This is a genomic window from Stutzerimonas urumqiensis, assembly GCF_003640395.1.
Lineage (GTDB): Bacteria > Pseudomonadota > Gammaproteobacteria > Pseudomonadales > Pseudomonadaceae > Stutzerimonas > Stutzerimonas urumqiensis.
In genome coordinates, this window is record NZ_RBZQ01000001.1 from 574,413 (window position 1) to 601,060 (window position 26,648).

Here is a 26,648-nt window from a genome sequence, read left to right on the forward strand (position 1 = left end):
ATAGCCGAGGTGCCCCATGGAAATCATCGAAACTATCAAAGAGCAGATCAGCAAGAATCCGGTGCTGCTTTATATGAAGGGCTCGCCGAACGCCCCGCAATGCGGATTTTCCGCCCGCGCCGCGCAGGTCGTCATGGGCTGCGGCGAGAAGTTCGCCTACGTCGATATCCTGCAAAACCCCGAAATCCGCGCGAACCTGCCGAAATATGCAAACTGGCCGACCTTCCCGCAATTGTGGGTGGATGGCGAGCTGGTCGGCGGTAGCGACATCATGCTGGAGCTTTATGAGAAGGGTGAGTTGCAACCCATGATCAAGAGCGCCGTCGAAAAGGCGAACGCCTGAACCAAAAAAGCCCCGTTTCCGGGGCTTTTTATTTTTCGATGGCTTATTCATCCATCTGCGATTGCAGGTAGTTCTCGAGGCCTACCTTGCCGATCAGGCCTAGCTGGGTTTCCAGCCAGTCGATGTGTTCTTCCTCGGATTCGAGAATGTCCTCGAGCAATTCGCGGCTGCCGTAGTCACCCACGCTCTCGCAATAGGCGATCGCCGCCTTGAGGTCCGGAATACCCTTTTGCTCGAGTCGCAGGTCGCATTCCAGCATCTCGCGCGTGTTCTCGCCGATCATGAGTTTGCCGAGTTCCTGAAGGTTGGGCAGGCCTTCGAGGAACAGGATGCGCTTGATGAGCTTGTCGGCGTGCTTCATCTCATCGATGGATTCTTCGTATTCATGCTTGCCCAGCCGGCCGAGGCCCCAGTCTTCATACATGCGTGCATGCAGGAAGTACTGGTTGATCGCTACCAGCTCATTGCCAAGAATCTTGTTGAGGTGCTGTATGACCAGCTTGTCGCCTTTCATGTCGGTATGCCTTGAAGCCGCGGACGTTGCCGAAAAGTCTGGCCACCGGCTCTGCGTCTGTCAAACCTAAGTCATTGAAAAGGCTGGCTTTAAAACCGAATAAGAATGTTTCGGTTCCGCACTTGGGCAGTAAAGCCTTGATAGCACTGGCGAAGTTTCGTTGCGAAGCTTCGCTTAGGCGTGGGTAAAACCCGGGTGTTGCGGAATCGCCGTTTGCGCGTTGTGCAGGTCGCTCAGCGTTTCCCGGACGATCTGCTTGGCCGTGCAGGCGCACTTGCCGCACTGAGTCGCTACGCCGAGCGTATCCCGGACTTCTCGGTAGCTGCAGCAACCTTCATAGATGGCTTCGCGAATCTGGCCATCGGTAACACCCTGGCAAAGACAGACGTACATCTACTACCACCCGAATGTGTGTGATGCGCTGATACTAATTAGAATGAGAATGAGTGTCAAAGATGCTTCGTCGGGCGCTGCGTTGTCGCCGGTTTTCCATGTGGTCGGGTTTCGGTGAGATGGTCGTGTTCGTTCTGCTAGACTGCCGGCCCTCTTTTGCAGGTCTATCCCCGTATGGCGCTACAAGCCACGCCCTACAAGGTCGAGTTGAACCTTACCGATCTTGACCGCGGCGTTTATGAAAACACGCGCTTCACCGTTGCCCGGCATCCGTCCGAAACCGAAGAGCGGCTGGCGGCGCGGCTGATTGCCCATGCGTTGTGGAGTGACGAACAACTGGCGTTCGGCCGAGGACTTTCGGACGTCGACGAGCCCGCGCTCTGGATCAGAAGCCTGGACGGTCGTGTGCTGCATTGGATCGAGGTCGGCCAGCCGGACGCGGATCGCTTGGTCTGGTGTTCGCGCCGGGCGGAGCGGGTCAGCCTGCTGGCCTATGGCAATACGCGCGTGTGGCAGAGCAAGGTGCTCGACTCCGTTCGGGCGGTGAAGAACCTGTCCGTCGCCGCGCTGGATCAGGACGCGCTCAGCGCGCTTTCCGACGGGCTGCCGCGCAGCGTCCAGTGGTCGGTGATGATCAGCGACGGAAGCCTGTTCGTCACTGACGAGCGCGGCCAGCACGAGATTCCACTTCAATGGCTCAAGGGCGAACGCTGATGCGGCGCCCCACGCTCAGGTAATCGAATGCGCATAGCGCCTCGTCCGTTACCGGAAACGCTGCCCGACCTCGGCGACCTGCCGCCGCTGCTGACCCGCGTCTATGCGGCGCGTGGTGTGCGTGTCTCATCCGAGCTCGACAAAGGCCTTGCCAGGCTGATTCCGTACGATCAGTTGAAGGGCATCGATCGGGCGGTCGAGCTGCTGGTGCAGGCGCTGGAAACCCGCCAGCGCATCCTGCTGGTAGGTGATTTCGATGCCGACGGCGCGACGGCCAGCACGGTCGGCGTCCTCGGATTGCGCCAGCTCGGTGCCGAGCACGTCGACTACCTGGTGCCCAACCGATTCACCTTCGGCTATGGGCTGACACCCGAGATCGTTGCGGTCGCCTGCGAGCGTCGGCCCGATCTTCTGATCACCGTCGACAACGGGATATCCAGCGTGGACGGCGTCCGTGCGGCGAAAGAGGCGGGGCTGACGGTGTTGGTCACCGACCATCATCTGCCGGGGCCGCAGCTGCCGCCCGCCGACGCCATCGTCAATCCGAATCAGCCCGAGTGCGCCTTTCCGAGCAAGTGCATTGCCGGGGTCGGGGTCATCTTCTACGTCTTGCTGGCCTTGCGAGCGCGGCTGCGGGCTCAGGGATGGTTCGCACGACGCGGCATCGCCGAGCCGAATCTTGGTGACCTGCTGGATCTGGTCGCCTTGGGCAGCGTCGCCGATGTCGTCCCGCTGGATGCCAATAACCGCATTCTCGTTCACCAGGGGCTGGCCAGGATCAGGGCGGGCCGCGCCCGGCCGGGGCTGAAGGCGATTCTCGAAGTGGCCGGGCGCGATCCGGCTCGCATCACCGCGACCGACCTTGGTTTCATTCTCGGGCCGCGTCTCAACGCCGCCGGCCGTCTGGACGATATGTCGCTCGGCATCGAGTGCCTGCTCTGCGAGGATGAGGCGAGCGCTCGGGACATGGCGGTACAGCTCGACCAGCTCAATCAGGATCGCAAGGCCATCGAACAATCGATGCAGCGCGAGGCGCTGGCGCAACTGAAGGAGCTGGCGGTCGACGACCTGCCGTTCGGGCTCTGCCTGTTCGACCCGGAATGGCATCAGGGCGTGATCGGTATCCTCGCCTCGAGGCTGAAGGAGCGCTACCACCGCCCGACCATCGCCTTTGCCGATGCCGGCGACGGGCTGCTCAAGGGGTCGGCCCGCTCGATTCCCGGCTTCCATATTCGCGATGCGATCGATGCGGTTGCAGCGCGCCATCCGGGCCTGATCAGCAAGTTCGGCGGCCATGCGATGGCGGCCGGTCTCTCCCTGGAACAGAAGAATCTCGGTGCCTTCGCCGCTGCGTTCGATGCCGAAGCGCGCCGCCAGCTCGGGGAGGGCGATCTCTCGGGTCAGCTGCTGACCGACGGCCAGCTTGGCCCTGAGGAGTTTCACCTCGAGCTTGCCCGCACCCTTCGCCAGGCCGGGCCGTGGGGCCAGCAGTTCCCCGAGCCGCTCTTTCACGGTGCGTTTCAACTGGTTCAGCAGCGGCTCGTTGGCGAGCGGCACCTGAAGCTGACGGTGAAAACCGAGTGCGGCACGCTGACGCTCGATGGGATCGCCTTCAACATCGATCGGGACGCCTGGCCCAATCCCAACGTGCGCTGGGTCGAGCTTGCCTACAAGCTGGACGTCAACGAATACCGCGGTCGCGAAAGCGTCCAGCTGCTCGTGAGCCATCTCGCGCCGCGCTGAGCGACCCTTCCGATCCATCATCTGAATGGTCGCCATTTACCGAGGGTCGGCCGATTGCGGCCCCTCATCTCACGGCCTAGATTGCTCCGGTCATAACAAGAACCGGGAGCGCCGCCATGAGCGAGACCACCCTGCATCACCGTGCCTGTCACCTGTGCGAAGCGATATGCGGCCTGAGTATCGTGACCGAGGGCGAGCGAATCGTTTCGATCAAGGGCGACCCTGACGACCCGTTCAGCCGTGGCCATATCTGCCCCAAGGCCGTCGCGCTGCAAGACATCCAGAACGACCCCGATCGCATCCGCCAGCCCCTGCGCCGGGTAGGCGAGACCTGGCAGCCGGTGGGTTGGGACGAGGCGTTCGCCGAGGTTGCAGAGCGTCTGGCCTCGGTGCGCGAGCGTCACGGTGCGAACGCCGTGGCGGTCTACCAGGGCAATCCCAGTGTTCATAACTACGGGCTGATGACCCACAGCAACTACTTCCTCGGGTTGCTGAAGACGCGCAACCGCTACTCGGCGACCTCGGTCGATCAGCTCCCGCATCACCTGGTTTCGCACCTGATGTACGGGCACGGGATGCTGCTGCCGGTACCGGACATCGATCAGACCCACTTCATGCTGGTACTCGGCGGCAACCCGCTGGCCTCCAACGGCAGCATCATGACCGTGCCGGACGTCGAGCGCAGGCTGAAGGCGCTGCAAGCGCGCGGCGGGCGTCTGGTGGTGGTCGACCCGCGGCGCACGGAGACGGCGGCGATCGCGGACGAGCATTTCTTCATCCGTCCGGGGCAGGATGCGGCCCTGTTGCTCGGGCTGCTCAACACACTCTTCGAGGAAGGGCTCGTCCGCCCCTCGCACCTTTCCGTGGCCGGCCTCGATGAGGTGCGTACCGCAATTGCCGCCTTCACGGCGGAGGCGATGAGCGTGCGGTGCGGCGTGCCGGCACCGGCCATCCGGCGCCTCGCGCGTGAGTTCGCTGCGGCCGAGCACGCCGTTTGCTACGGCCGGCTGGGCGTATCCACCCAGGCCTTTGGAACGCTCTGCCAGTGGCTGGTCCAGCTCATCAACCTGGTCACCGGCAACCTGGATCGACCCGGCGGCGCGCTCTGCACGGAGCCGGCGGTGGACCTGGTCGCGACGACCTCGCCCGGGCATTACGACCGCTGGCAGAGCCGCGTCTCCGGGTTGCCAGAATACGGCGGCGAGCTGCCGGTCGCGGCGCTGGCCGAAGAAATGCTCACGCCAGGCGAGGGGCAGGTGAGGGCGCTGGTCACGGTAGCGGGTAATCCGGTGCTGTCGACGCCGAACGGGTCGCGCCTGTCGGCGGCGCTCTCGGGCCTGGATTTCATGCTCAGCATCGACTTCTACCTCAACGAAACGACCCGTCATGCCGATCTGATTCTCCCGCCAACCGCGCCGCTGGAGCACGATCATTACGACGCCACCTTCAACTTGCTCGCCGTGCGTAACGTCACGCGCTTCAACGAGCCGGTGCTGGTGCCGCAGGAAGGTGCCCGGCATGACTGGGAGATATTCGTCGGCCTGGCCAGGGCCTACGCCGCACGAACGGGCGTGCCGCTCAAGCCGACGGTAGCGCCGCGCCAGCTGATCGATCTCGGCTTGCGCGCCGGTCCTCATGGCGATGGCTCGGCGCTCGGGCTCAGCGTCGATCGCCTGCGCGAGCACCCGCACGGACTGGATCTCGGCCCGTTGCGTCCCAACCTGGCGGCGCGGCTGAAGACCGCCGATGGCCGGGTGAATGCCGCGCCTGCGGTGCTCGTTGCCGACCTGGCCCGCTTCGCCAGCCAGCCGCTGCCGCGTGACGGCGAACTCCTGCTGATCGGGCGCCGCCATGTGCGCAGCAACAATTCCTGGATGCACAACTATCACCGGTTGGTGAAAGGCAAGCCGCGTCATCAGTTGCTGATGCACCCGGACGACCTGGCGCGCCGCGGATTGACCGACGGACAGCGCGTCCGGGTGCGCTCGCGGGTCGGTCTGATCGAGGTGGAGGTCGCGGCGAGCGACGACATGATGCCGGGTGTCGTCAGCCTCCCGCATGGCTGGGGCCATCGGCAGCCGGGTGTGCGCCTTTCGATCGCGAGCCTTCAGCCCGGCGCCAGCGCCAATGACCTGACCGACGAACAGCAACTCGATCGAGTGTCCGGTAACGCGGTGCTCAACGGCGTGCCGGTGGAAGTCGAGGCGGCGTAGCGGGCAGCTACGCGGCGGGGCCGGCTGCGTCTCTTCTCGCCGAGCGCGTCGGATCGGAAGAGATCCTGGCGGTCGAGCCGGAAACGGACAGCGTCTCGGAGGGTCCATACAGCATCGACCCGGCGATGAGGCGCTTATGAACCAGTTGTTCACACCGCTGACGTTGCGTCAGCTTCAGTTGCCGAATCGGATCGCCGTATCGCCGATGTGCCAGTACTCGGCCCGCGGCGGCATGGCGAACGATTGGCACCTCGTTCACCTTGGCAGCCGCGCCGTAGGCGGTGCCGGGCTCGTCATCATCGAAGCCACCGCCGTCACGCCGGAGGGCCGCATTTCGCCGGAGGACCTCGGCATCTGGTCGGACGAGCATGTCGAACCGTTGCGGCGGATCACGCGCTTCATCGAGGCCCAGGGTGCCTTCGCCGGCATCCAGCTCGCCCATGCCGGACGCAAGGCCAGCACCTGGCAGCCGTGGCTGGGCAAGCATGGCTCGGTGCCGGTCGCCGCGGGCGGTTGGACGCCGGTCGGCCCGTCGGCGATTGCCTTCGATCCTGAACATGCGGTGCCCACCGCGCTCGACGAGCCGGGCATCGAGGCGGTCATCGAGGCGTTCGTGGTGGCGGCCGAGCGGTCTCTCGCGGCCGGTTTCAAGGTCGCTGAAATCCATGCGGCACATGGCTATCTGCTTCATCAGTTCCTGTCGCCGCTCTCCAACCAGCGCCAGGACGCCTATGGCGGCTCGTTCGACAACCGCATCCGCCTGCTGCTGCGCGTTACCGAGGCGGTCCGTGCCGTCTGGCCTGACGAGTTGCCGCTGTTCGTGCGGCTTTCGGCGACTGATTGGGTACAGGATGGCTGGAACCCCGAAGATACGGTGGAGCTGGCGCGGCGATTGAAGGCCGTCGGCGTCGACCTCATCGATGTTTCATCGGGCGGGACCGCTGCCAACGCCGAGATTCCCGTCGGCCCGGGCTATCAGACAGGCTTCGCCGAGCAGGTCCGCCGGGGCGCGGACGTCGCGACCGGCACCGTCGGCATGATCACCGAGGCGGTGCAGGCCGAACACGTGCTCCGCACCGGGCAGGCGGATCTCATCCTGCTGGCCCGAGAGCTGCTGCGCGATCCCTACTGGCCGCTGCATGCTGCCGAGTACCTGAGAGACAAGTCGGTTCCGTGGCCGGCGCAGTACGTGCGCGCCGCATCGCGCGACACGCCGATCCGCAAGGTGCCCTGGCTGCCGGACTGATTTCACGTTCCCTCATTCCCCTTAAAGGAGACACCATGAAGACCCGTGGCCTGCTCGATCAGTTGCTCAAATCCGGCCAATCGGTCCTGCAACAACAAGCGCGTCCGGGATCGCATGGCGGCGGCCTGTCGGGCGGTTCCCTGTCCAGTCTGCTGTCCGGCAAGGGCGGCAATGCGCTCGCGGCGTCCGCGATGGGCATGCTGCTGGGCGGCCGCAAGACCAGCCGCCTCGGCGGCAAGGCCGCCAAGTATGGTGGGCTCGCGACGCTCGGGATGCTCGCCTACAAGGCCTATAGCGCCTGGCAGGCGCAGCAGGCCAGCGCACCTCAGGGAGCGCCGCAGACAGTGGATCGGGTATCGCCCGCCGACCAGGAGACGCACAGCCAGGCCGTACTCAAGGCGCTGGTGGCCGCGGCCAAGGCAGACGGGCATGTCGACGATCAGGAGCGGCAGCAGATCGAGGCGCAGATGGCAGGTCTGACGGACGAACCCGAGCTGCGCCGGTGGTTGCAGGCTGAGTTGAACAAACCGCTCGACCCGGCCGACGTCGCGGCCGCCGCGAAATCCCCCGAAATGGCGGCCGAAATGTACCTCGTCAGCCTCATGGCGACCGACGAGGATCAGTACATGGAGCGTGCCTATCTCGACGAACTGGCCCGCCAGCTCAGACTCGATCCGGCCCTCAAGCGCCAACTCGAGGATCAGGCCCGCAGCGCCTGATCGGCGACGCAACCCCAGCCGGCGGGCTGTCAGGCCCGGACGCCTGCGCTATACTCGCCGGCTTTTCGAACCGCCAGACCGAGAGTGCTGAAGCCATGGAAATCAACCCTATCCTCAACAGCATCAAGGACCTGTCCGACCGCACCCAGACCATTCGGGGGTATCTTTGACTACGATCAGAAGCGTGACCGCCTGACCGAGGTCGAGCGCGAACTCGAAGATCCGAACGTCTGGAACAAACCCGAATACGCCCAGAACCTGGGCCGCGAGCGCGCGCAGCTGGCGCAGATCGTCGATACGCTCGATGACCTGAGCGGTGGCCTGAGCGATTCGCGCGATCTGTTGGACATGGCCGTCGAGGAAAACGACAAAAGCGCCGTCGCTGACGTGGCTGCCGAGGTCGACCGGTTGCGCGGCATCCTCGAGAAACTCGAGTTCCGCCGCATGTTCAGCGGCGAGATGGACGCCAATAACTGCTACCTGGACATCCAGGCCGGCTCCGGCGGCACCGAGGCCCAGGACTGGGCCAACATGCTGCTCCGCATGTACCTGCGCTGGGCGGATCAGCGCGGCTTCGACGCCACCATCATGGAGCTGTCCGAAGGCGAGGTCGCCGGCATCAAGGGCGCCACCTTGCACATCAAGGGCGAATACGCCTTCGGCTGGCTGCGAACGGAAATCGGCGTGCACCGGCTGGTCCGCAAGAGCCCGTTCGACTCCGGCAACCGTCGGCATACCTCGTTCACCGCGGTGTTCGTCTCGCCGGAGATCGACGACAACATCGAGATCGAGATCAACCCGGCCGACCTGCGGATCGACACCTACCGGTCCTCGGGTGCCGGTGGCCAGCACGTCAACACGACCGATTCGGCGGTGCGGATTACCCACGTGCCGACCAATACCGTGGTCAGCTGCCAGAACGAGCGCTCCCAGCACGCCAACAAGGACACCGCCATGAAAATGCTGCGGGCCAAGTTGTACGAGCAGGAAATGCAGAAGCGTAACGCCGCTTCGCAGGCCCTCGAAGACAGCAAGTCGGATATCGGCTGGGGTCACCAGATCCGTTCCTATGTGCTCGACCAGTCGCGCATCAAGGATCTGCGTACCGGGGTCGAACGCAGCGACTGCGACAAGGTGCTCGATGGCGATATCGACGAGTATCTCGAGGCGAGCCTCAAACAGGGGCTTTGAACTGTCGGAGCCCGTAGGGTGGGCTTCAGCCCACCGAGAAGGCGCAGGCCCTGGTGGGCTGAAGCCCACCCTACGAGTCCAATCGCTCCCATGCTCCATTCATCCCATTTCGATTCATTCTTTTACGCGCCAGGCATTTGAAACCATGAGCGAACAACCGCTGAACCAGCACGCCCTGCAGGAAGAGGAAAACCAACTGATCGCGCTGCGCAAGGAAAAGCTTGCCGCAGAGCGCAGCAAGGGCGGCGCCTTCCCGAACGATTTCCGCCGCGACAGCTATGCAGATGACCTGCAGAAGCGGTACGCGGACAAGGGCAAGGACGAGCTGGAGGCGGCGGCGATTCCGGTCAAGGTGGCCGGACGCATCATGCTCAACCGCGGCGCCTTCATGGTCCTTCAGGACATGACCGGCCGCATCCAGGTGTATGTCGACCGCAAGGGCCTGCCGGCCGAGACGCTGGAGGCGATCAAGCACTGGGACCTGGGCGACATCATCGCCGCCGAGGGCACCCTGGCCCGCTCCGGCAAGGGCGACCTCTACGTGCACATGACCGGCGTGCGCCTGCTGACCAAGTCGCTGCGTCCGCTGCCGGACAAGCACCACGGCCTGACCGACACCGAACAGCGCTATCGCCAGCGCTACGTCGACCTGATCGTCAACGAGGAAACCCGTCACACCTTCCGCGTGCGCTCCCAGGTGATCGGGCACATCCGTCGCTTCCTCGCCGAGCGCGACTTCCTGGAAGTCGAGACGCCCATGCTGCAGACCATCCCCGGCGGCGCGGCGGCCAAGCCGTTCGAGACGCACCACAACGCGCTCGACCTGCCGATGTTCCTGCGCATTGCGCCCGAGCTGTACCTCAAGCGCCTGGTGGTCGGTGGCTTCGAGCGGGTGTTCGAGATCAACCGCAATTTCCGCAACGAAGGCGTCTCGACCCGGCACAACCCCGAGTTCACCATGCTCGAGTTCTACCAGGCCTACGCCGACTACGAAGACAACATGGACCTGACCGAGGAGCTGTTCCGCGAGCTGGCCATGGCGGTACTCGGCACCACCGACGTGCCCTATCAGGGCAAGGTCTTCCACTTCGGCGAGCCCTTCGCGCGGCTTTCGGTGTTCGATTCGATCCTCCAGTACAACCCCGACATCAGCGCCGATGACCTGAAGGACATCGACCGCGCGCGCGCCATCGCCAAGAAGGCCGGAGCGGATGTGAAAGGCTTCCAAGGGCTGGGCAAGCTGCAGACGATGATCTTCGAAGAGCTCGTCGAGCACCGGCTCGAGCAGCCGACCTTCATTACCCGTTATCCGTTCGAGGTGTCGCCCCTGGCGCGCCGCAGCGATGACGACCCGAGCGTGACCGACCGCTTCGAGCTGTTCATCGGTGGTCGCGAGATCGCCAACGCCTATTCCGAGCTCAACGACGCCGAAGACCAGGCCGAGCGCTTCATGCAGCAGGTCAAGGACAAGGACGCCGGCGATGACGAGGCCATGCACTTCGATGCCGATTTCGTCCGCGCGCTCGAATACGGCATGCCGCCGACCGCGGGTGAGGGCATCGGCATCGATCGCCTGGTGATGCTGCTGACCGACTCGCCATCCATCCGCGATGTGATTCTGTTCCCTCACATGCGTCCGCAGGCCTGAGACAGTCCGTTGAGCCCGTTGGCGGACGCGCCCCGGGCCTGAAGGCCGGGGCTGACTGGGGGAGGTAACGCGATGAACACCCGCAACAACCTGGACGAATACCAGAGCACGGTGCGTGCATTGTCCGACCGCATCGTCGAGGCACAGACGCCGGTGCGGGTGCTGGATGCGGTCAAGTGGGACGACACGGTTCGCCGTGGCTTCTTCGAAGCCGGCTGCAAGACGCTGCCGCCGGTCGATCGCGGCTATTACGAGAGCCGGCCGCTGTCGTTCGATTCGGCAGCCAAGAAGCAGGAATTCCAGGACATCGAGCGTGACATCACGCGGCAGCTTGGCCAGTTCAACCCGGTCGGGCAGATCATGCGGCGCATGTGCAAGGAATACCGCATGGTCATCCGCATGCTCGAGGCCCGTGGAACCGCGGACTTCGGCCTGATCTCCCAGGAGCTCTACGGCGCCGCCTCGGACGCCTTCCACGCCGGCGATCCGACCCTGGCCGACCTCGGCCTGATGCTGTCGGACTACCTGAACAACATTGCCGATCGCGGCGATCTGAAGGACGAGCCCAAGCAGCTCAATGCCAAGCAGGCGGTGGAGCTGCTGCAACGAAGGCTGGACCAGGTGTTCGGTGAAGGCGAGGGCGTCATCCGGGTTTTCGAGTCCGACGGGATTCTCGCCGATGCGGCGGCCGGCGCCGACTACATCAAGATCCGCAGCGACGCGCTGTTCAACGAGCGCGACGTGCGCGCGCTGGAAGTGCACGAAGGGCTGGTGCATGTCGGCACGACGTTGAACGGCCAGAACCAGCCGATCTGCACCTTCCTGGCCAAGGGGCCGCCGTCGTCCACCGTGACCCAGGAAGGCCTGGCGATCCTGATGGAAGTCATCGCGTTCGCATCCTACCCGACGCGCCTTCGCAAGCTGACCAACCGCACGCGGGCCATCCACATGGCCGAAGAGGGCGCCGATTTTCTGGATGTCTTTGCCTTCTTCCGCGAGCAGGGCTACGGCGACGACGAGTGCTACAGCAACGCCAGCCGGGTATTTCGCGGCTCGACACCCGCCGGCTTGCCCTTCACGAAGGACCTGTCGTATCTGAAGGGCTTCATCATGATCTACAACTACATCCAGCTCGCGGTGCGCAAGGGCAAGCTGGAGCAGATCCCGTTGCTGTTCTGCGGCAAGACCACCCTGGAAGACATGCGCGCGCTCCGTCAGTTGGTCGACGAAGGCATGGTGGTGCCGCCCAAATACCTGCCGCCGCAGTTCCAGGACCTCAACGCGCTATCGGCCTGGATGTGCTTTTCGAACTTCCTCAATCACTTGAGTCTCGACCGCATCGAAGCGGATTACGCCAACATCATCTGAGCGCGCCCGGAACGCGACGCGCTGCGACAGCGAAGGAGCTTTCCATGCCCAGTCATCAGCTCGACTACGACATCCTCGGTGGCGGCGCGCAAAGCGTCGAGATCATGCTCGACCCCGGCGAGACGGTGATCGCCGAGGCCGGCGCCATGAATTACATGACCGAAGGCGTACGCTTCGAGGCGCGCATGGGCGATGGCTCGTCCAGCGGCATGCTCGGCAAGCTGTGGGGCGTGGGCAAGCGGATGCTCACCGGCGAGTCGCTGTTCCTGACCCATTTCACCAACGAGGGTTCGGGGCGGGCGAGGGTGGCCTTCGCCGCGCCGTACCCCGGCATGGTGGTGCCGATCGATCTGGCCCAGGTTGGCGGCACGCTGACCTGCCAGAAGGACAGCTTCCTCTGTGCGGCCTACGGTACGCGCGTGGGCGTTGCCTTGAGCAAGCGCATCGGAGCGGGGTTCTTCGGCGGCGAGGGCTTCGTATTGCAGCGCCTGGAGGGTGATGGCCTGGCCTTCGTCCACGCCGGCGGCACGGTGATCCGCAAGGAGCTGAACAACGAAACGTTGCGGCTGGACACCGGCTGCCTGGTCGCCTTCACCCAGGGCATCGATTACGACATCCAGCTGGCGGGCGGCCTGCGCAGCATGCTGTTCGGTGGCGAAGGGCTGCTGCTGGCGACGCTCAAGGGCACCGGGAGCGTGTGGATTCAGAGTCTGCCGTTTTCCCGACTCGCCGAACGCGTCTACGAAGCGACCTATCAGGCCCGCGGCGAAACCCGCGCTGGCGGCCGCTGAGCGAACAGCCGGCCAACTGGCAGGCTCCCCGAACCGAGAGATCCCATGACCGAACGCAACCCGATTCCTCTGATCATCACCGCTGTGGCCAGCATCCTCGGCACGGTCGCGGTGCTTTCGTACTACGGCTACGTTCATTTCGCCAAGCCGCAGGACGCGCTGCTGCTCAACGACTACACCATGCTCAAGACCGTCCCTGGCGAGGACTACAAGGTCTCGCTGAAGCCCGCCACGCAAGTGGCGCAATGCATCGATGGCGTGCTGGTGCTGTTCGATACCGAGCAGAAGGGGCTGACCGGTGTGCTGGTCGACGATCGCAAGCGCGCCGTGCGCTGCATTGCCGAAGAACAGGGCCAAACGCCATGAACATCGAGGTCTGGCAGGGCGACATCACCCAACTGAGGGTCGATGCCATCGTCAACGCCGCCAACGAGTCGCTGCTCGGTGGCGGCGGCGTCGACGGCGCGATCCATCGGGCGGCCGGTCCCGAGTTGCTCGCCTACTGCCGTCGCCTTGGAGGGTGCCCGACGGGCGAGGCCAGGCTGACGCCCGGCTTCCGGTTGCCGGCACCCCATGTCATCCACACCGTCGGGCCGGTCTGGCGCGGCGGCGACCAAGGTGAGCCCGACCTGCTGGCGGCCTGTTATCGCAACAGCCTGGCGCTGGCCGAAGAGAACGGTCTGCGCAGCCTCGCGTTCCCGGCGATCAGTTGCGGCATCTACGGTTACCCGCCGGCGCAGGCGGCACGGGTCGCGGCGAGCCAGCTGCGTCATGCCGAAGCCGCTGGTTCGCCTCTCGAGCGCGTCGTGCTGGTGGCGTTTTCGGCCGACATGGCCGACCTGTATCGGGCTGCGCTGACGGCGGGCTGATACGTACGGAGAGCGGACAAAAAAAGGGGCGCCAAGCAGTCTGCTTGGCGCCCCTTTTTCTTTACCGCTTACATCGATGATCGCGGTGCGACCGGATTGTCGTCGTTGGAAATGGTGACTTCGACGCGGCGGTTCAGCGCGCGGTTGGTCGGCGTGTCGTTGCTGGCTACCGGGTACTGCTCGCCGTAGCCGCGCGAGACGATCCGCCGCGGGTCGACGCCCATGCGAACCAGCGCCGTGGTGACCGCATCGGCGCGGCGCTCGGACAGCCGCTGGTTGTAGGCCTCCGAACCCGTGCTGTCGGTGTAGCCCTCGACGATCACGTGACGCTCGGGATTTTCCTTCAGGAAGTCGGCCAGTGTCTGCACCGCGTGCATGCCGCTCGGCTTGAGCTCCGCGCGATCGAGCGCGAACAGCACGTCGCCGAAGGTCACCAGGGTGCCGCGTTCGGTCTGCTTGGTTTGCAGTTGCTCGCGCAGCTTGGCGATCTCGGCCTGTTGTTGCTGAAGCTGGATATTGCGCGCCGACAGCTTGGCCTCGGCCCGCATGGCTGCGGTTTTTTCCAGGTTCTGCTCGGCCAGGCGCAGGTCGATGGTTTCCTCGGCCAGATCGATCCGGCGCAACGTCAGGTAAGCGAGCTGGTTGACCTTTTCTTCGCTGGCGTCTTCGAGGAAGGCCTCGTTGGCCTTGTCGAGCATCTTGGAAGCGTCTTGCAGCTCCAGCGCGGCCAGTTGCTGGGCCTTCGGATTGCTCTGCAGTTCGCTGAACTCAGTGCGGGCCTGCTGCAGCTGATCGGTCGGTTGCGACGCGCATGCGGCCAGTCCGATGCTCAGCGCGAGGAGGGTTGGAAGCTTGACGAGTGTTCGCATGTCGAAGGGTCCTCGTATGAAATGGGCTGGATCGGCTTATTGCACGCTGCGCAGGCTTTCCTGGCGCAACTCTTCGATGGTTTCGCGAGCTTGCTCCACGGCTGCCTGGGCCTTCTCGGCCTGGGCCTTGCGCTCGGCGACGCGCGCGTCCCATTCGGCTTGCTCGGCCAGGCGGCGCGCTTTTTCGTAGTCTTCCTTCTGCATCGCCAGCTCGGCTTCGCGCCACTTTTCCTGCGCTGCACGCATTTCCACAGGCGCATACTCCGTGGCGCCTGCGCTGACCGCGCCGCGCACGGCCGATTCGGTCACGGCGAACTGCTCATTCGGTGGATTGCCCGCGCAGCCTGCCAGCAGCAGACCGCCGAATGCGAGGGCGGCCAGTTTGGGGGCGGCGGACAAAGAGCGCTCGGTTGTCAGTGTCTTGATCATTCTCGGTCTCCGGTAGAAAGCGTTGTGGACGTTCCTCTTCCGCGAGAGGCAAAGCCGACGAAAACCGGTACAACAAGGCCGGTCTATTGGCGTCAAGGCATATGGTTGTGAGGGTCGTGTCGCTGAATCGTTCCGTGCGTTCGGCGTCTGAGGGAACGGGCAACATGCCGCGTTAGACGGCTAGGCTTGTTAAACGGACGGCGATCGACCCTCGCTGTCCGGTCGACAGGAGAACGGAGCGATATGACCAAGATCGATGCGCACCTGCGAGAGAACGTGCATTTGCTCGGGGAATTGCTGGGCCAGACCATCCGGCAGGCACAGGGCGATGCCTTTCTCGACAAGGTCGAGCACATCCGCAAGAGCGCCAAGGCGGCGCGGCGCGGCTCGAACCCGGCGGCCGACGAGTTGCAGCGCACGCTAGATGGGCTCGCACCGGACGAGCTGCTGCCGATGGCACGCGCGTTCAATCAGTTTCTGAACCTGGCCAACATTGCCGAGCAGCAACACCGGGTGCGACGGCGCCGTGCCGAGGATGGGGAGCCGTTCGAGGACATCGCCTTCGACGATCTGCTGCAACGGCTGATCGAGGCCGGGCACGACGGCGCCGCGCTCGGCGAGCAGGTCGCGGGGCTGGACATCGAGCTGGTGCTGACGGCGCATCCGACGGAGGTTGCACGGCGGACCCTGATCCAGAAGTACGACGCCATCGCCGCCCAGCTGGCGGCGCGCGATCACGACGATCTCACGCCGCGTGAGCGAGAACGAACGGAACAGTCCCTGCACCGCCTGATCGCCGAGGCCTGGCATACCGAGGAAATCCGTCGTCAGCGCCCGACCCCGGTCGACGAGGCGAAGTGGGGTTTCGCCGTGATCGAGAATTCCCTCTGGCAGGCGCTGCCGAACCTGCTGCGGCGCGTCGACGACAGCCTGCGGCAACAGGCCGGTCAGCGGTTGCCGCTGGAGGCGGCGCCAATCCGCTTCGCTTCGTGGATGGGCGGCGACCGCGACGGCAACCCGAATGTGACGGCGCAGGTCACACGGCGTGTCCTGCTGCTGGCGCGCTGGATGGCGGCGGACCTTTACCTGCGCGAGCTGGAAGCGCTGATCGCGGCGCTGTCCATGCACCGCGCCACGCCCGAGCTGATCGAGCATGCCGGCAACGAGGGCGAACCCTATCGGGCAGTGCTCAAGCAGCTGCGGACTCGCCTGCGCGAGACGCGCGATTGGGCGCAGTCAGCGCTGGAGGAAGATGTCGCGCCGCCTGAAAACGCCGTGCTCGACCGGGCTGCGCTGCGCGAGCCCTTGGCGCTGTGCTACCGGTCGTTGCACGCCTGCGGCATGGGCACGATCGCCGACGGCGCCCTGCTGGATTGCCTGCGCCGTGTGGCCTGCTTCGGGACCAGCCTCGTGAGGCTGGATATCCGCCAGGACAGCGATCGTCATGCGAGCGCCCTGGCGGAGATCACCGGCTATCTGGGGCTGGGCGACTACCAGGCGTGGGACGAAGAGCGCCGGCTGTCCTTTCTCCAGGCCGAGCTGGCCAGCCCTCGGCCGCTCCTGCCGGGCGACTATCAGGCCGCCGCCGAGACGGCTGAGGTGCTGGCGACCTGCCGCGTCATCGCCCAGGCGCCTGCCGAGTCGCTCGGCTCCTACGTCATATCGATGGCGCACGGAGTATCGGACGTGTTGGCGGTCCTGTTGCTGCTCAAGGAGGCGGGCCTGCGCCGGCCGATGCGCGTGGTGCCGCTGTTCGAGACGCTCGATGACCTCGATCGCGCCGGGCCGGTCATCGAACGGTTGCTCGATCTGCCCGCGTACCGCGAGCGGCTGGGCGGAACGCAGGAGGTGATGATCGGCTATTCCGACTCGGCGAAAGATGCCGGCACCACCGCCGCCGCCTGGGCGCAGTACCGTGCGCAGGAACGGTTGGTCGAGGTGTGCCGCGCCCGCGATGTCGACCTGTTGCTCTTTCACGGTCGTGGCGGCACGGTCGGGCGGGGCGGCGGTCCGGCGCATGCGGCCATCCTGTCGCAGCCGCCGGGATCGGTCGGTGGACGTTTTCGCACCACCGAGCAGGGCGAGATGATCCGCTTCAAATTCGGTCTGCCCGATGTCGCCGAGCAGAACCTCAACCTTTATCTCGCGGCCGTGCTCGAGGCCACCCTGTTGCCGCCGCCCATGCCGGAGCCCGAGTGGCGCGCGCTCATGGACCGGTTGGCAGCCGATGGCGTCGAGGCCTACCGCGCCGTGGTGCGCGGCCATCCGCAGTTCGTCGACTACTTCCGCCAGGCCACGCCGGAGCGAGAGCTCGGTCGCCTGCCGCTCGGCAGCCGGCCCGCCCGCCGTCGCGAGGGAGGCATCGAGAGCTTGCGGGCGATTCCCTGGATCTTCGCCTGGACGCAGACCCGCCTCATGCTGCCGGCCTGGCTGGGCTGGGGCGAGGCCCTGGCCCGTGCGCTCGAGGCCGGTCACGGCGAGCTGCTGGCACGCATGCGCGCCGGCTGGCCGTTCTTTGCGACGCGCATCGACATGCTCGAGATGGTCCTGATCAAGGCTGACAATGGCATCGCTGAACGCTACGACCAGGCATTGGTCGAGCCGAGCCTGCAACCGCTGGGTGCGCAGCTGCGCGACCGATTGTCGCAGACGGTCGAGGTGGTGCTTCAGCTGACCGGCCAGCCACGGCTGTTGGCGAACAATCCGCAGACGCTGGAATCGTTCGGATTGCGCGACGCCTATCTCGATCCGCTGCACCTGTTGCAGATGGAGCTGCTGGCCCGTGCGCGCCAGGCCGACAGCCAGGCAGACAGCCCTCTGGAACAGGCACTTCTCGTCAGCGTGGCGGGTATCGCGGCGGGGTTGCGCAATACCGGCTGAGCCGCGAAAACGGTCCTGCCGATCGGTCACTCAGCGTCTGGAAATCTGTCTCGGCGAGGCGTCCAGACCGTCGTTCGAACCCCCCTTTGGTAGCGGGCGAGGGGCTACTTTGGATGGCTTGTCGGCATTCGGGGCGCTGTGTATGGTGATCAGCCTTTTGCCGAACAGTCGGCTACATAACAATTACCGAGATGCGCCGCAAAGTTTTGGCCATTCGGCAGGATTTCTTTCCAAACTGAAGGAGCGTATCGATGCGTGTGATTCTGCTGGGAGCGCCCGGTGCCGGGAAAGGTACCCAAGCCCGCTTCATTACCGAGAAATTCGGGATTCCGCAGATTTCCACCGGCGACATGTTGCGTGCGGCGGTCAAGGCTGGCAGTCCGCTGGGCCTGCAGGTCAAGAGCGTGATGGAGAGCGGCGGGCTGGTTTCCGACGACATCATCATTGCCCTGATCCAGGAACGCCTGACGCAGGCCGACTGCGCCAACGGCTTCCTGTTCGATGGGTTTCCGCGCACCATTCCTCAGGCCGAGGCGCTCAAGCAGGCCGGGGTCAAGCTGGATCACGTGCTCGAGATCGCGGTCGACGACGAGGAAATCGTCAGCCGGTTGTCCGGCCGTCGCGTGCACCCGGCATCCGGGCGCGTCTACCACACCGAGCACAACCCGCCGAAGGTTCCTGGCAAGGACGACGCCACCGGCGAAGACCTGGTCCAGCGTGAAGACGACAAGGAAGCGACCATTCGCCATCGCCTGTCCATCTACCACTCGCAGACCAAGCCGCTGGTGGCCTTCTACCAGAACCTCGCCGCCAGCGAAGGCACGCCGAAGTACAGCTGCGTCGAAGGGGTTGGCTCGGTCGACCAGATCACCGCCAAGGTACTCGCCGCACTCAGCTGAGCCGATTGGCCACGCTGCATGCCTGACGGCCCGCTTGCGGGCCGTTCTGCTTTCTGCAGGCGACGGGTTGCCCCTCAAGGTCCGCGGGCCTGCCGGCTGGGCTACAATCGCCGCCCCTCATCGATCGGACTCCATCATGCCCACGCTTCTGGCCCTGGATACCGCCACCGAAGCCTGCTCCGTCGCGCTGCTGCATGACGGCCAGGTCACCAGCCACTATGAGGTCATTCCACGCCTGCATGCCAAGCGCCTGCTGCCGATGGTTCAGGCCCTCCTGAGCGAGGCGGGCGTGACGACTGCCGCCCTGGATGGCATCGCGTTCGGTCGCGGGCCGGGGGCGTTCACCGGTGTGCGCATCGCCGTCGGCGTGGTGCAAGGGCTGGCCTTCGCGCTGGAGCGCCCGGTGCTGCCGATTTCCAACCTGGCGGCCCTCGCTCAGCGGGCCTGGCGGGAGCGGGGCGCCGAGCAGGTTGCCGCGGCCATCGACGCGCGGATGGATGAGGTCTACTGGGGGTGCTTCGTTCGTGATGGCGATGAAATGCGCCTGCACGGCACCGAGGCGGTGCTGCCGCCGGAGTACGCCGCGCTGCCGCCGGACGTGGCGGGCGACTGGTTCGGCGCCGGTACCGGCTGGGGCTATGCCGAGCGGATTCCGGTCGCGGTCCGGGGCACCGATGCCAGCCTGCTGCCCCATGCGCTCGACATCCTCGAACTCGGCCGGCACGCCTGGGCGCGCGGCGAGGCGGTCCCGGCGGATGAGGCCCAGCCGATCTACCTGCGCGACAACGTGGCAACGCCCAAGCGGGCCGTCTGAGCCGTTCGGCCGATGTCCCGCGCCGAACGTTGCCAAGGCATTGGCGTCACACTATTGTGTCGCCGGTTGACCAGTGGGTTGCATGATGCGCATCGACAGCCTTTCCAACAGCTATCCCCTCGAGCGTCCGGTTCGCCCCGGCAGCGCCGTTACGCCGTATCGCGAAAGCCAGCGCATCGTCGAGTCGCAGCGCCAGCCGGATACGGCGACGCCCTCGACCAGCCAGGGTCTCGAGCGTGAGCCGCAGGCGCGGCAGATCGAACCCACCGCCGCCGCCAGCGAGGCAGGTGGCGAGTTCTTCCCGGCCCGTTACGTGCAGCAGACCGCGACCGACCGTCCCCTGACCAGCCGTGCCGCCCAGGCGCTCGCCAGCTACACGACCACCGCCAGCCTCGTGGCCAGCTTCGATTCCACCGAGGTGCTGGGGCTCGATCTCTACGCCTGATGCCGGCGCGCAAGGCGTCGCATCCGCGCACAGGTCATGCCCGGTAACATTCGCTGGCCTGCAGCCAGGCAACCTCGTCGTGTTTCCGTTGCCTCACTGGCATGACGTTCGGTCGATTCCTCCTTCTCTGCCTACTGCTCGCTGGCGGGTTCGCCTACGCCGTCTGGCGTGGCATCGTCGACATACCCGATCGCTGGAACCCCTGGGCGCCGCTCGATGTGCGTCAGCCGCCGAACCTGCTCACGCCCTTCAAGCTGCGCGCGTTGCAGGATGACCGCGCGCTGTGCGAACAGGCGCTGGAAACCTCCGAACTCAACTACCGCCTCATGCCGGACAGCACGCCGGAGCCGAGTTGTCCGCTGCGCAATACGGTTCGCGTCGCAAATGCGGAGGTCGATTTCAGCAGCCCATTCCTGGCGACCTGTCCCGTGGTCGCGGCCTATGCGCTGTTCGAGCGGCATGGTCTGCAACCGGCTGCGCAGGAGGTCTTCGGCCAGCCGGTGACACGGGTCGATCATTTCGGCAGCTTCGCGTGCCGCAACATCGCTCGCAGCAACCGCCGCAGCCAGCACGCCAGCGCCAATGCGCTGGACCTGGCCGGCTTTCGGCTGGCGGACGGCACGCGCATCACGGTGGCACGGGACTGGGAAGGTGAGGGTGACAAGGCCCGCTTTCTGCGGCTGGTCCACCAGGCGGCGTGCAAGGCCTTCAACGTGACCCTCGGCCCCGAGTACAACGCGGCGCACCATGATCACTTCCATGTCGACATGGGAGGTTTCCAGACCTGCCGGTAGCGGGCCGCTCTGGCACAATGCCCGCCCGTTTTCCGCTTGGCCGGTCGCATGCTTACCATCGTCGAGTCCCTTGCCCCCGAATTCGAAACCGAGGCCCAGGCCTGGTCGACCCGGCTGGGTTTGCCGCGCGTGGGTGAAAAGCCAGCGTTCGCCTTGCAGGTCGGTCCGCAGGGGCTTCGATTGCTGGATCTTGGTGAAGAGGCCCCAGGCCCGATCCAGGCCGATTTCATCGGTGGCGCCGTGGCGCATCGTCGACAGTTCGGCGGTGGTGCGGGGCAGATGATCGCCAAGGCCGTGGGTGTGCAGCCAGGCATCCGGCCGATTGTGATGGATGCGACGGCCGGGCTCGGTCGCGATGCGTTCGTGCTGGCGACGCTGGGTTGCTCCGTCACCCTGATCGAGCGTAATCCGATCGTTGGCGCGCTGCTCGAGGACGGCCTTCGGCGCGCGTCGCTGGAACCGGCTGTGGCCCCGATCACGGCCCTGATGACGCTTCATCTCGGCGATGCCATCGACACCATGCGCAACTGGACGTCGGCACCGCCGGAAATCGTCTACCTCGATCCGATGTTTCCGCACCGCGACAAGAGCGCGCTGGTGAAGAAGGAAATGCGGCTGTTCCGGCCGTTCGTGGGGGATGACGATGACGCGCCGGAGCTACTGGCGGCAGCGCTCGCGTTGGCGACGCATCGGGTGGTGGTCAAGCGGCCGCGAAAGGCGCCGGTGATCGACGGCCCGACGCCAGGCTACAGCCTGGAGGGCAAATCGAGCCGCTACGACATCTATCCCAAGCGCAAACTGATGCCTCAGGGCCGATAGGCGCGAATGAACAGCGCCACCACGTCGGCGATGTGCTCGCGCAGCTGCGCTTCGTCCAGCGGGCCGGAGTGGCCGATCAGCTGGTGGAAGTGGTTGAGCCCCTTGACCAGCGAGCAGAAGTGCTCGGCGGCCTTCAGCGCATCGGTCACCTGCAACTGACCCCTTGAGGTCGCGACCTGCAGGAACTGCCGCGTGTCTTGCAGTACGCGCTGCGGGCCCGCTTCGTAGAACAGCCTGGACATGTCCGGATTCTGCGGCGCGACCGTGATCATCAGGCGATGCAGGCCGATCGATTCCGGGCTGCTGACCAGCGACCAGAAGGCCGTGGCCAATGCGCCGAGCGCCTGTTCGATCGGCAGCTCAGGGGCCGGATGAAACAGGCTCGACGGCAATCGCTGCTCGCAGGTCGCCTGGACCGCTGCGCAGAACAGCGCTTCCTTGTCCTTGAAATGGCTGTACAGCGTGAGCTTGGAAACCCCGGCTTCGGCCGCGATCGCCTCCATGCTGCTGCCCTCATAGCCATTGCCGAGAAACAATGTCTTGGCGGCGGCGAGGATGGCTTCCCGCTTGGCGGGATCCTTTGGGCGGCCGGGGCCTGCGGGCTGAGCGGTTTCTGACATATCGATGACGGTACTGGACTGCTGGAAGACGGCTTTTTACTATACCGGCCGGTATAAATATTCCAAACCATCTTTGCGCATGAGGAAGGCCGTCATGGTTCGTCGCCTGTTACCCGTTGTCGGTGTGATTGGAGGAGCGTTACTGCTGGCCGGTTGCGAGCCTTCGGAGGTTGCCGAGCCGCCGCCTCGTCCCGTGATGGTTGGACATCCACAGCCTGCGGGTGAAGCCTGGGCGACCTTTCCCGGCGAGGTCCGCGCGCGGCATGAGCCGGCGCTGGCGTTTCGCATCGGCGGCAAGGTCGTCGAGCGGCTGGTCGAGGCCGGCGAGCACGTGAGCGAAGGGCAGGTGCTGGCGCGCCTGGACGCCGCCGACGTTCGCTTCCAGCTCGAATCGGCCCGTGCCCAGCTGGCCGCCGCACAGGCCAACCTGCGTGTTGCCAAGGCGGAGCGGGAGCGCTACCGCACGCTCCTCGATCGCCAGCTGGTAAGCCGCTCGCAGTTCGACAATGCCGACAACCAGTTCCGTTCGGCCAGCGCCCGCGTCGAGCAGGCACAGGCCGACCTGAACACCGCGCGCAACCAGGTGGAGTACACCGAACTGCGCGCGCCGAGCGATGGCGTCATCGTCGAGCGCTCGGTCGAGGCGGGCCAGGTGGTGGGCGCGGGGCAAACCGTGATGGTCCTGGCGGTCGACGGGGAGCGTGAGGTAGCCATCGATCTGCCGGAGCAGCACCTGGGCGACTACCGCATCGGCCAGCCGGTCGAGCTCACGCTCTGGTCGCGGCCCGGCGAGCGCTTCAAGGGGCATGTCCGGGAGATATCGCCGGCGGCCGATCCGGTCACGCGAACCTACGCGGCGCGGGTGGCGTTCGATGACACCTCCGTTGGCGCAGAGCTCGGGCAGAGTGCGCAGGTCTTGGCGCCGCGCGACGAGCGCACTGCCACGCTTTCCGTCCCGCTGTCGGCGTTGACCGCGGAGGCCGAGCGGGCATTCGTCTGGCGCGTCTCGCCAGAGGGCGTGCTCGAGCGTGCCAGCGTGCGAGTCGGGGCCTATGGCGCCAAGCGCGTGCCGGTGTTCGAGGGGCTCGCCGCCGATGACTGGGTGGTGCTGGCCGGTGTGCACACGCTCCACGAAGGGCAGCAGGTCCGGGCGGTCGACCGGGACAACCGGCCCGTACTGACCGCGGCCGAGGGCGATCGCCCATGAACTTCAACCTTTCCGCCTGGGCGCTGCGCAATCGACAGATCGTGCTGTACGCCATGCTCCTGCTGGCGCTGGTCGGCGCGCGCTCCTACACCCAGCTCGGCCAGAGCGAAGATCCGCCATTCACCTTCAAGGCGATGGTCATCACGACCCAGTGGCCGGGCGCCTCGGCGGAAGAGGTGTCGCGCCAGGTCACCGAGCGCATCGAACAGACGCTGATGGAAACCGGGCAGTACGAGCGCATCGTGTCGTTTTCGCGGCCGGGCGAGTCGACCGTCACCTTCATGGCGGACGACGCGATGCACTCGGAGGAGATTCCCGAGCTGTGGTACCAGATTCGCAAGAAGGTCGGCGACATCCGCCATACGTTGCCGGCGGAAGTGCGGGGACCGTTCTTCAATGACGAGTTCGGGACGACGTTCGGCAATATCTACGCGTTGACGGGCGATGGCTTCGATTACGCGGTGCTCAAGGATTATGCCGACCGCATCCAGCTCCAGCTGCAACGGGTCGATAACGTCGGCAAGGTCGAACTGGTCGGCCTGCAGGACGAAAAGATCTGGATCGAACTCTCCAATGTGAAGCTCGCGACGCTCGGCATTCCGCTCGAGGCGGTGCGCCAGGCCCTGGTGGCGCAGAACGCGCTGGCACCGTCCGGGTTCGTGGAAACGCCGACCGACCGTGTGCAGCTACGGGTCACCGGCGAGTTCGAGTCGGTCGATGAAATCCGCGACTTCCCGATCCGGGCGGGCGAGGCGACCTTCCGTCTTGGCGATGTGGCGCGTGTCTACCGCGGCTTCGCCGACCCGCCGGCGCCGAGGATGCGCTTCATGGGCGAGCCGGCGATCGGCATCGCGGTGTCGATGAAGGAAGGCGGCGACATCCTCGCGCTCGGCTCGGCGCTGGAAGCCGAGTTCGCCCGCTTGCAGGCGGAATTGCCGGCCGGCATGTCGCTGGCCAAGGTGTCCGACCAGCCGGCCGCGGTGAAAACCAGCGTCGGCGAGTTCGTGCGAGTCCTGGTCGAGGCGCTGATCATCGTGCTGCTGGTCAGTTTCTTCTCGCTGGGCGTGCGGACCGGGCTGGTGGTGGCGCTGTCGATACCGCTGGTGCTGGCCATGACCTTCACGGCCATGAACTACCTCGATATCGGCCTGCACAAGATTTCGCTCGGCGCCCTCGTGCTGGCGCTGGGACTGCTTGTCGACGACGCGATCATCGCGGTGGAGATGATGGCGATCAAAATGGAACAGGGCTTCGATCGGTTGAAGGCGGCGAGCTACGCCTGGACCAGCACGGCGTTCCCGATGCTGACCGGAACGCTCATCACCGCGGCCGGCTTTCTGCCGATCGCCACGGCGCAGTCGAGCACCGGCGAGTACACGCGGTCGATCTTCCAGGTGGTCACCCTCGCGCTGCTGGCCTCGTGGATCGCTGCGGTGGTCTTCGTGCCGCTTCTCGGTGAGCGGCTGTTGCCCGACCTGGCCAAACGGCATGCCGCGCGCGGCAAGGAAACGCACGATCCCTATGACACGGCCTTTTACCGTCGGGTGCGGAGCCTGATCAGCTGGTGCGTGACGCGACGCAAGACCGTCATCCTGCTGACGATCGCCGCCTTCGTCGGCTCGATCCTGTTGTTCCGCTTCGTGCCGCAGCAGTTCTTTCCCGCCTCGGGACGGCTGGAGCTGATGGTCGACCTGAAGCTTGCCGAGGGCGCCTCGCTGAAGGCGACCGAAGACACGACGCTGCGCCTTGAAGCGTTGCTCAAGGGGCGCGAGGGCATCGATAACTACGTGGCCTACATCGGCTCGGGCTCGCCACGCTTCTACCTGCCGCTCGACCAGCAATTGCCGGCGACCAGCTTCGCGCAGTTCGTGGTGCTCGCCGAGAGCATCGAGGATCGCGAAGCGCTGCGAAGCTGGCTGATCGAGACGCTACGCGACGAATTCCCCGAAGTGCGGGGCCGGGTGACGCGCCTGGAGAACGGTCCTCCCGTCGGCTATCCGATCCAGTTCCGAGTGACCGGCGAGCACATCGACGTGGTGCGCGGGCTGGCGCGCCAGGTCGCCGACAAGGTGCGCGAGAACCCCTACGTCGCCAACGTCCACCTGGACTGGCAGGAGCCGAGCAAGGTCGTCTGGCTGGATGTCGACCAGGATCGGGCGCGGGCGCTGGGCATCAGCAGCGCCGAGCTGTCGAGCTTCCTGCAGCGCAGCTTCACCGGTGTCACGGTGAGCCAGTACCGCGAGGATGACGAACTGATCGAGGTGCTGCTACGCGGCCCGGAATCGGAGCGACTCGACCTCGCGGCGCTACCCAACCTGGCGGTCCCGGCGGAGGGTGGTCGCAGCGTGCCGTTGTCGCAGATCGCGACGCTCGAGTACGGTTTCGAGGAAGGCGTCATTTGGCACCGCAACCGGTTGCCGACCGTCACGGTGCGCGCCGACATCTATGGCGAGCAGCTGCCGGCGTCCCTGGTGGCGCAGATCCAGCCGACGCTCGAGCCGATCCGCGCGCAATTGCCCAGCGGCTACCTGCTGGAAGCCGGAGGCACCGTCGAGGATTCGGCGCGCGGCCAGGCCTCGGTCAATGCCGGCATTCCGCTGTTCGTGGTCGTGGTGCTGACGCTGCTGATGATCCAGCTGCGCAGCTTCTCGAGGACGCTGATGGTGTTCATCACCGCGCCGCTGGGGCTGATCGGCGTGACGCTGTTCCTGCTGATCCTGCGCCAGCCGTTCGGCTTCGTCGCCATGCTGGGCACCATCGCGCTGTCGGGCATGATCATGCGCAACTCGGTGATCCTGGTGGATCAGATCGAGCAGGACATCGGCGCGGGGCACGATCGTTTCAATGCCATCGTCGATGCGACCGTGCGGCGTTTCCGCCCGATCGTGCTCACGGCACTGGCCTCGGTACTGGCGATGATTCCGCTGTCGCGCAGCATCTTCTTCGGTCCGATGGCGGTTTCGATCATGGGCGGGCTGATCGTGGCGACCGCGCTGACGTTGTTGTTCCTCCCCGCACTGTATGCCGCCTGGTTCCGCGTCCGGGTCGAAGAGCGCGTCGATCAGCCGTGATGGACAAACGAACGGGCCCCGTTACACTCCGGGCCCGTTTTCATGCCCG

The 26,648-nt window shown here is 65.5% G+C and carries 25 protein-coding genes; 20 read left to right on the forward strand and 5 right to left on the reverse strand.

What is annotated here, in order from left to right:
* Positions 1 to 16: 16 nt before the first annotated feature.
* Positions 17 to 343 carry a Grx4 family monothiol glutaredoxin gene (gene grxD / locus D7325_RS02930; RefSeq protein ID WP_120993890.1) on the forward strand — a complete coding sequence of 109 codons (327 nt, stop codon included), beginning with the start codon at positions 17 to 19 and terminating at the stop codon, positions 341 to 343.
* A 43-nt stretch (positions 344 to 386) separates the two neighbouring features.
* On the opposite strand, the gene bfr is transcribed toward grxD, so the two are convergent.
* Together bfr and D7325_RS02940 are read right to left on the reverse strand one after the other, a co-directional pair.
* Complete coding sequence (bfr, locus tag D7325_RS02935) at positions 387 to 857, reverse strand: bacterioferritin (protein WP_120993892.1); 471 nt, start codon at positions 855 to 857, stop codon at positions 387 to 389.
* Positions 858 to 1,031: 174 nt separating this feature from the next.
* Positions 1,032 to 1,250 carry a bacterioferritin-associated ferredoxin gene (locus D7325_RS02940; RefSeq protein ID WP_120993894.1) on the reverse strand — a complete coding sequence of 73 codons (219 nt, stop codon included), beginning with the start codon at positions 1,248 to 1,250 and terminating at the stop codon, positions 1,032 to 1,034.
* A 174-nt stretch (positions 1,251 to 1,424) separates the two neighbouring features.
* Between D7325_RS02940 and D7325_RS02945 the strand changes: the two genes are divergently transcribed.
* From D7325_RS02945 to D7325_RS02995, 11 genes are all read left to right on the forward strand, one after another.
* Complete coding sequence (locus D7325_RS02945; RefSeq protein ID WP_120993896.1) at positions 1,425 to 1,964, forward strand: YaeQ family protein; 540 nt, start codon at positions 1,425 to 1,427, stop codon at positions 1,962 to 1,964.
* A gap of 27 nt (positions 1,965 to 1,991) precedes the next feature.
* On the forward strand, positions 1,992 to 3,707 hold the full coding sequence (recJ, locus tag D7325_RS02950; RefSeq protein WP_120993897.1) for a single-stranded-DNA-specific exonuclease RecJ: 1,716 nt from the start codon (positions 1,992 to 1,994) through the stop codon (positions 3,705 to 3,707).
* Positions 3,708 to 3,823: 116 nt separating this feature from the next.
* Positions 3,824 to 5,920 (forward strand): molybdopterin oxidoreductase family protein, encoded by a 2,097-nt coding sequence (locus tag D7325_RS02955; protein ID WP_120993899.1) that lies wholly within the window; start codon positions 3,824 to 3,826, stop codon positions 5,918 to 5,920.
* Positions 5,921 to 6,056: 136 nt separating this feature from the next.
* A complete protein-coding gene (locus D7325_RS02960; protein WP_120993901.1) occupies positions 6,057 to 7,166 on the forward strand; it encodes an NADH:flavin oxidoreductase/NADH oxidase in 1,110 nt (369 codons plus the stop codon).
* A 35-nt stretch (positions 7,167 to 7,201) separates the two neighbouring features.
* The gene (locus tag D7325_RS02965) at positions 7,202 to 7,885 is read left to right on the forward strand and encodes a tellurite resistance TerB family protein (protein ID WP_120993903.1); all 684 of its coding nucleotides are present in this window, start codon (positions 7,202 to 7,204) and stop codon (positions 7,883 to 7,885) included.
* Between the two features lie 95 nt (positions 7,886 to 7,980).
* A protein-coding gene (gene prfB / locus D7325_RS02970; protein WP_120993905.1) for a peptide chain release factor 2 occupies positions 7,981 to 9,076 on the forward strand; the annotation gives its coding sequence in 2 pieces (ribosomal slippage) (positions 7,981 to 8,052 and positions 8,054 to 9,076; 1,095 coding nt in all).
* A gap of 145 nt (positions 9,077 to 9,221) precedes the next feature.
* On the forward strand, positions 9,222 to 10,724 hold the full coding sequence (gene lysS, locus D7325_RS02975) for a lysine--tRNA ligase (protein ID WP_120993907.1): 1,503 nt from the start codon (positions 9,222 to 9,224) through the stop codon (positions 10,722 to 10,724).
* 72 nt (positions 10,725 to 10,796) lie between these two features.
* Positions 10,797 to 12,092, forward strand: a complete 1,296-nt coding sequence (locus tag D7325_RS02980; RefSeq protein WP_120993909.1) for a flavohemoglobin expression-modulating QEGLA motif protein — start codon at positions 10,797 to 10,799, stop codon at positions 12,090 to 12,092.
* A gap of 44 nt (positions 12,093 to 12,136) precedes the next feature.
* Positions 12,137 to 12,883: a TIGR00266 family protein gene (locus D7325_RS02985; protein ID WP_120993911.1), complete on the forward strand. Its 747-nt coding sequence runs from the start codon at positions 12,137 to 12,139 to the stop codon at positions 12,881 to 12,883.
* Positions 12,884 to 12,928: 45 nt separating this feature from the next.
* Positions 12,929 to 13,249, forward strand: a complete 321-nt coding sequence (locus D7325_RS02990; protein ID WP_120993913.1) for a PA3694 family proteiin — start codon at positions 12,929 to 12,931, stop codon at positions 13,247 to 13,249.
* Positions 13,246 to 13,752 (forward strand): O-acetyl-ADP-ribose deacetylase, encoded by a 507-nt coding sequence (locus D7325_RS02995; protein ID WP_120993915.1) that lies wholly within the window; start codon positions 13,246 to 13,248, stop codon positions 13,750 to 13,752. Before D7325_RS02990 ends, D7325_RS02995 begins: the two co-directional genes overlap by 4 nt.
* Positions 13,753 to 13,820: 68 nt before the next feature.
* On the opposite strand, the gene lptF is transcribed toward D7325_RS02995, so the two are convergent.
* Positions 13,821 to 14,621: a lipotoxin F family OmpA-related lipoprotein LptF gene (gene lptF / locus D7325_RS03000; protein ID WP_120993916.1), complete on the reverse strand. Its 801-nt coding sequence runs from the start codon at positions 14,619 to 14,621 to the stop codon at positions 13,821 to 13,823.
* Between the two features lie 36 nt (positions 14,622 to 14,657).
* The gene (locus D7325_RS03005) at positions 14,658 to 15,050 is read right to left on the reverse strand and encodes a DUF4398 domain-containing protein (RefSeq protein ID WP_120993918.1); all 393 of its coding nucleotides are present in this window, start codon (positions 15,048 to 15,050) and stop codon (positions 14,658 to 14,660) included.
* A 243-nt stretch (positions 15,051 to 15,293) separates the two neighbouring features.
* Here D7325_RS03005 and ppc point away from each other — a divergent pair, with 243 nt between their 5' ends.
* From ppc to D7325_RS03035, 6 genes are all read left to right on the forward strand, one after another.
* The gene (gene ppc, locus D7325_RS03010; protein ID WP_120993920.1) at positions 15,294 to 17,930 is read left to right on the forward strand and encodes a phosphoenolpyruvate carboxylase; all 2,637 of its coding nucleotides are present in this window, start codon (positions 15,294 to 15,296) and stop codon (positions 17,928 to 17,930) included.
* Positions 17,931 to 18,181: 251 nt separating this feature from the next.
* Entirely contained in the window at positions 18,182 to 18,829 is a 648-nt protein-coding gene (gene adk / locus D7325_RS03015; protein WP_120993922.1) for an adenylate kinase, read from the forward strand.
* Positions 18,830 to 18,965: 136 nt separating this feature from the next.
* A complete protein-coding gene (gene tsaB / locus D7325_RS03020) occupies positions 18,966 to 19,643 on the forward strand; it encodes a tRNA (adenosine(37)-N6)-threonylcarbamoyltransferase complex dimerization subunit type 1 TsaB (RefSeq protein ID WP_120993924.1) in 678 nt (225 codons plus the stop codon).
* Between the two features lie 85 nt (positions 19,644 to 19,728).
* On the forward strand, positions 19,729 to 20,088 hold the full coding sequence (locus D7325_RS03025) for a hypothetical protein (RefSeq protein WP_120994131.1): 360 nt from the start codon (positions 19,729 to 19,731) through the stop codon (positions 20,086 to 20,088).
* Between the two features lie 101 nt (positions 20,089 to 20,189).
* Positions 20,190 to 20,882: an extensin-like domain-containing protein gene (locus tag D7325_RS03030; protein WP_120993926.1), complete on the forward strand. Its 693-nt coding sequence runs from the start codon at positions 20,190 to 20,192 to the stop codon at positions 20,880 to 20,882.
* A 48-nt stretch (positions 20,883 to 20,930) separates the two neighbouring features.
* Positions 20,931 to 21,701, forward strand: a complete 771-nt coding sequence (locus D7325_RS03035; protein WP_120993928.1) for a class I SAM-dependent methyltransferase — start codon at positions 20,931 to 20,933, stop codon at positions 21,699 to 21,701.
* On the opposite strand, the gene D7325_RS03040 is transcribed toward D7325_RS03035, so the two are convergent.
* Positions 21,689 to 22,321 carry a TetR/AcrR family transcriptional regulator gene (locus tag D7325_RS03040; RefSeq protein ID WP_120993930.1) on the reverse strand — a complete coding sequence of 211 codons (633 nt, stop codon included), beginning with the start codon at positions 22,319 to 22,321 and terminating at the stop codon, positions 21,689 to 21,691. The two genes, D7325_RS03035 and D7325_RS03040, sit on opposite strands and share 13 nt — an antisense overlap.
* A 94-nt stretch (positions 22,322 to 22,415) precedes the next feature.
* Here D7325_RS03040 and D7325_RS03045 point away from each other — a divergent pair, with 94 nt between their 5' ends.
* Together D7325_RS03045 and D7325_RS03050 are read left to right on the forward strand one after the other, a co-directional pair.
* Positions 22,416 to 23,528: an efflux RND transporter periplasmic adaptor subunit gene (locus D7325_RS03045; RefSeq protein WP_120993932.1), complete on the forward strand. Its 1,113-nt coding sequence runs from the start codon at positions 22,416 to 22,418 to the stop codon at positions 23,526 to 23,528.
* Positions 23,525 to 26,599 carry an efflux RND transporter permease subunit gene (locus D7325_RS03050; RefSeq protein WP_120993934.1) on the forward strand — a complete coding sequence of 1,025 codons (3,075 nt, stop codon included), beginning with the start codon at positions 23,525 to 23,527 and terminating at the stop codon, positions 26,597 to 26,599. Before D7325_RS03045 ends, D7325_RS03050 begins: the two co-directional genes overlap by 4 nt.
* The last annotated feature ends 49 nt before the right edge of the window (positions 26,600 to 26,648 follow it).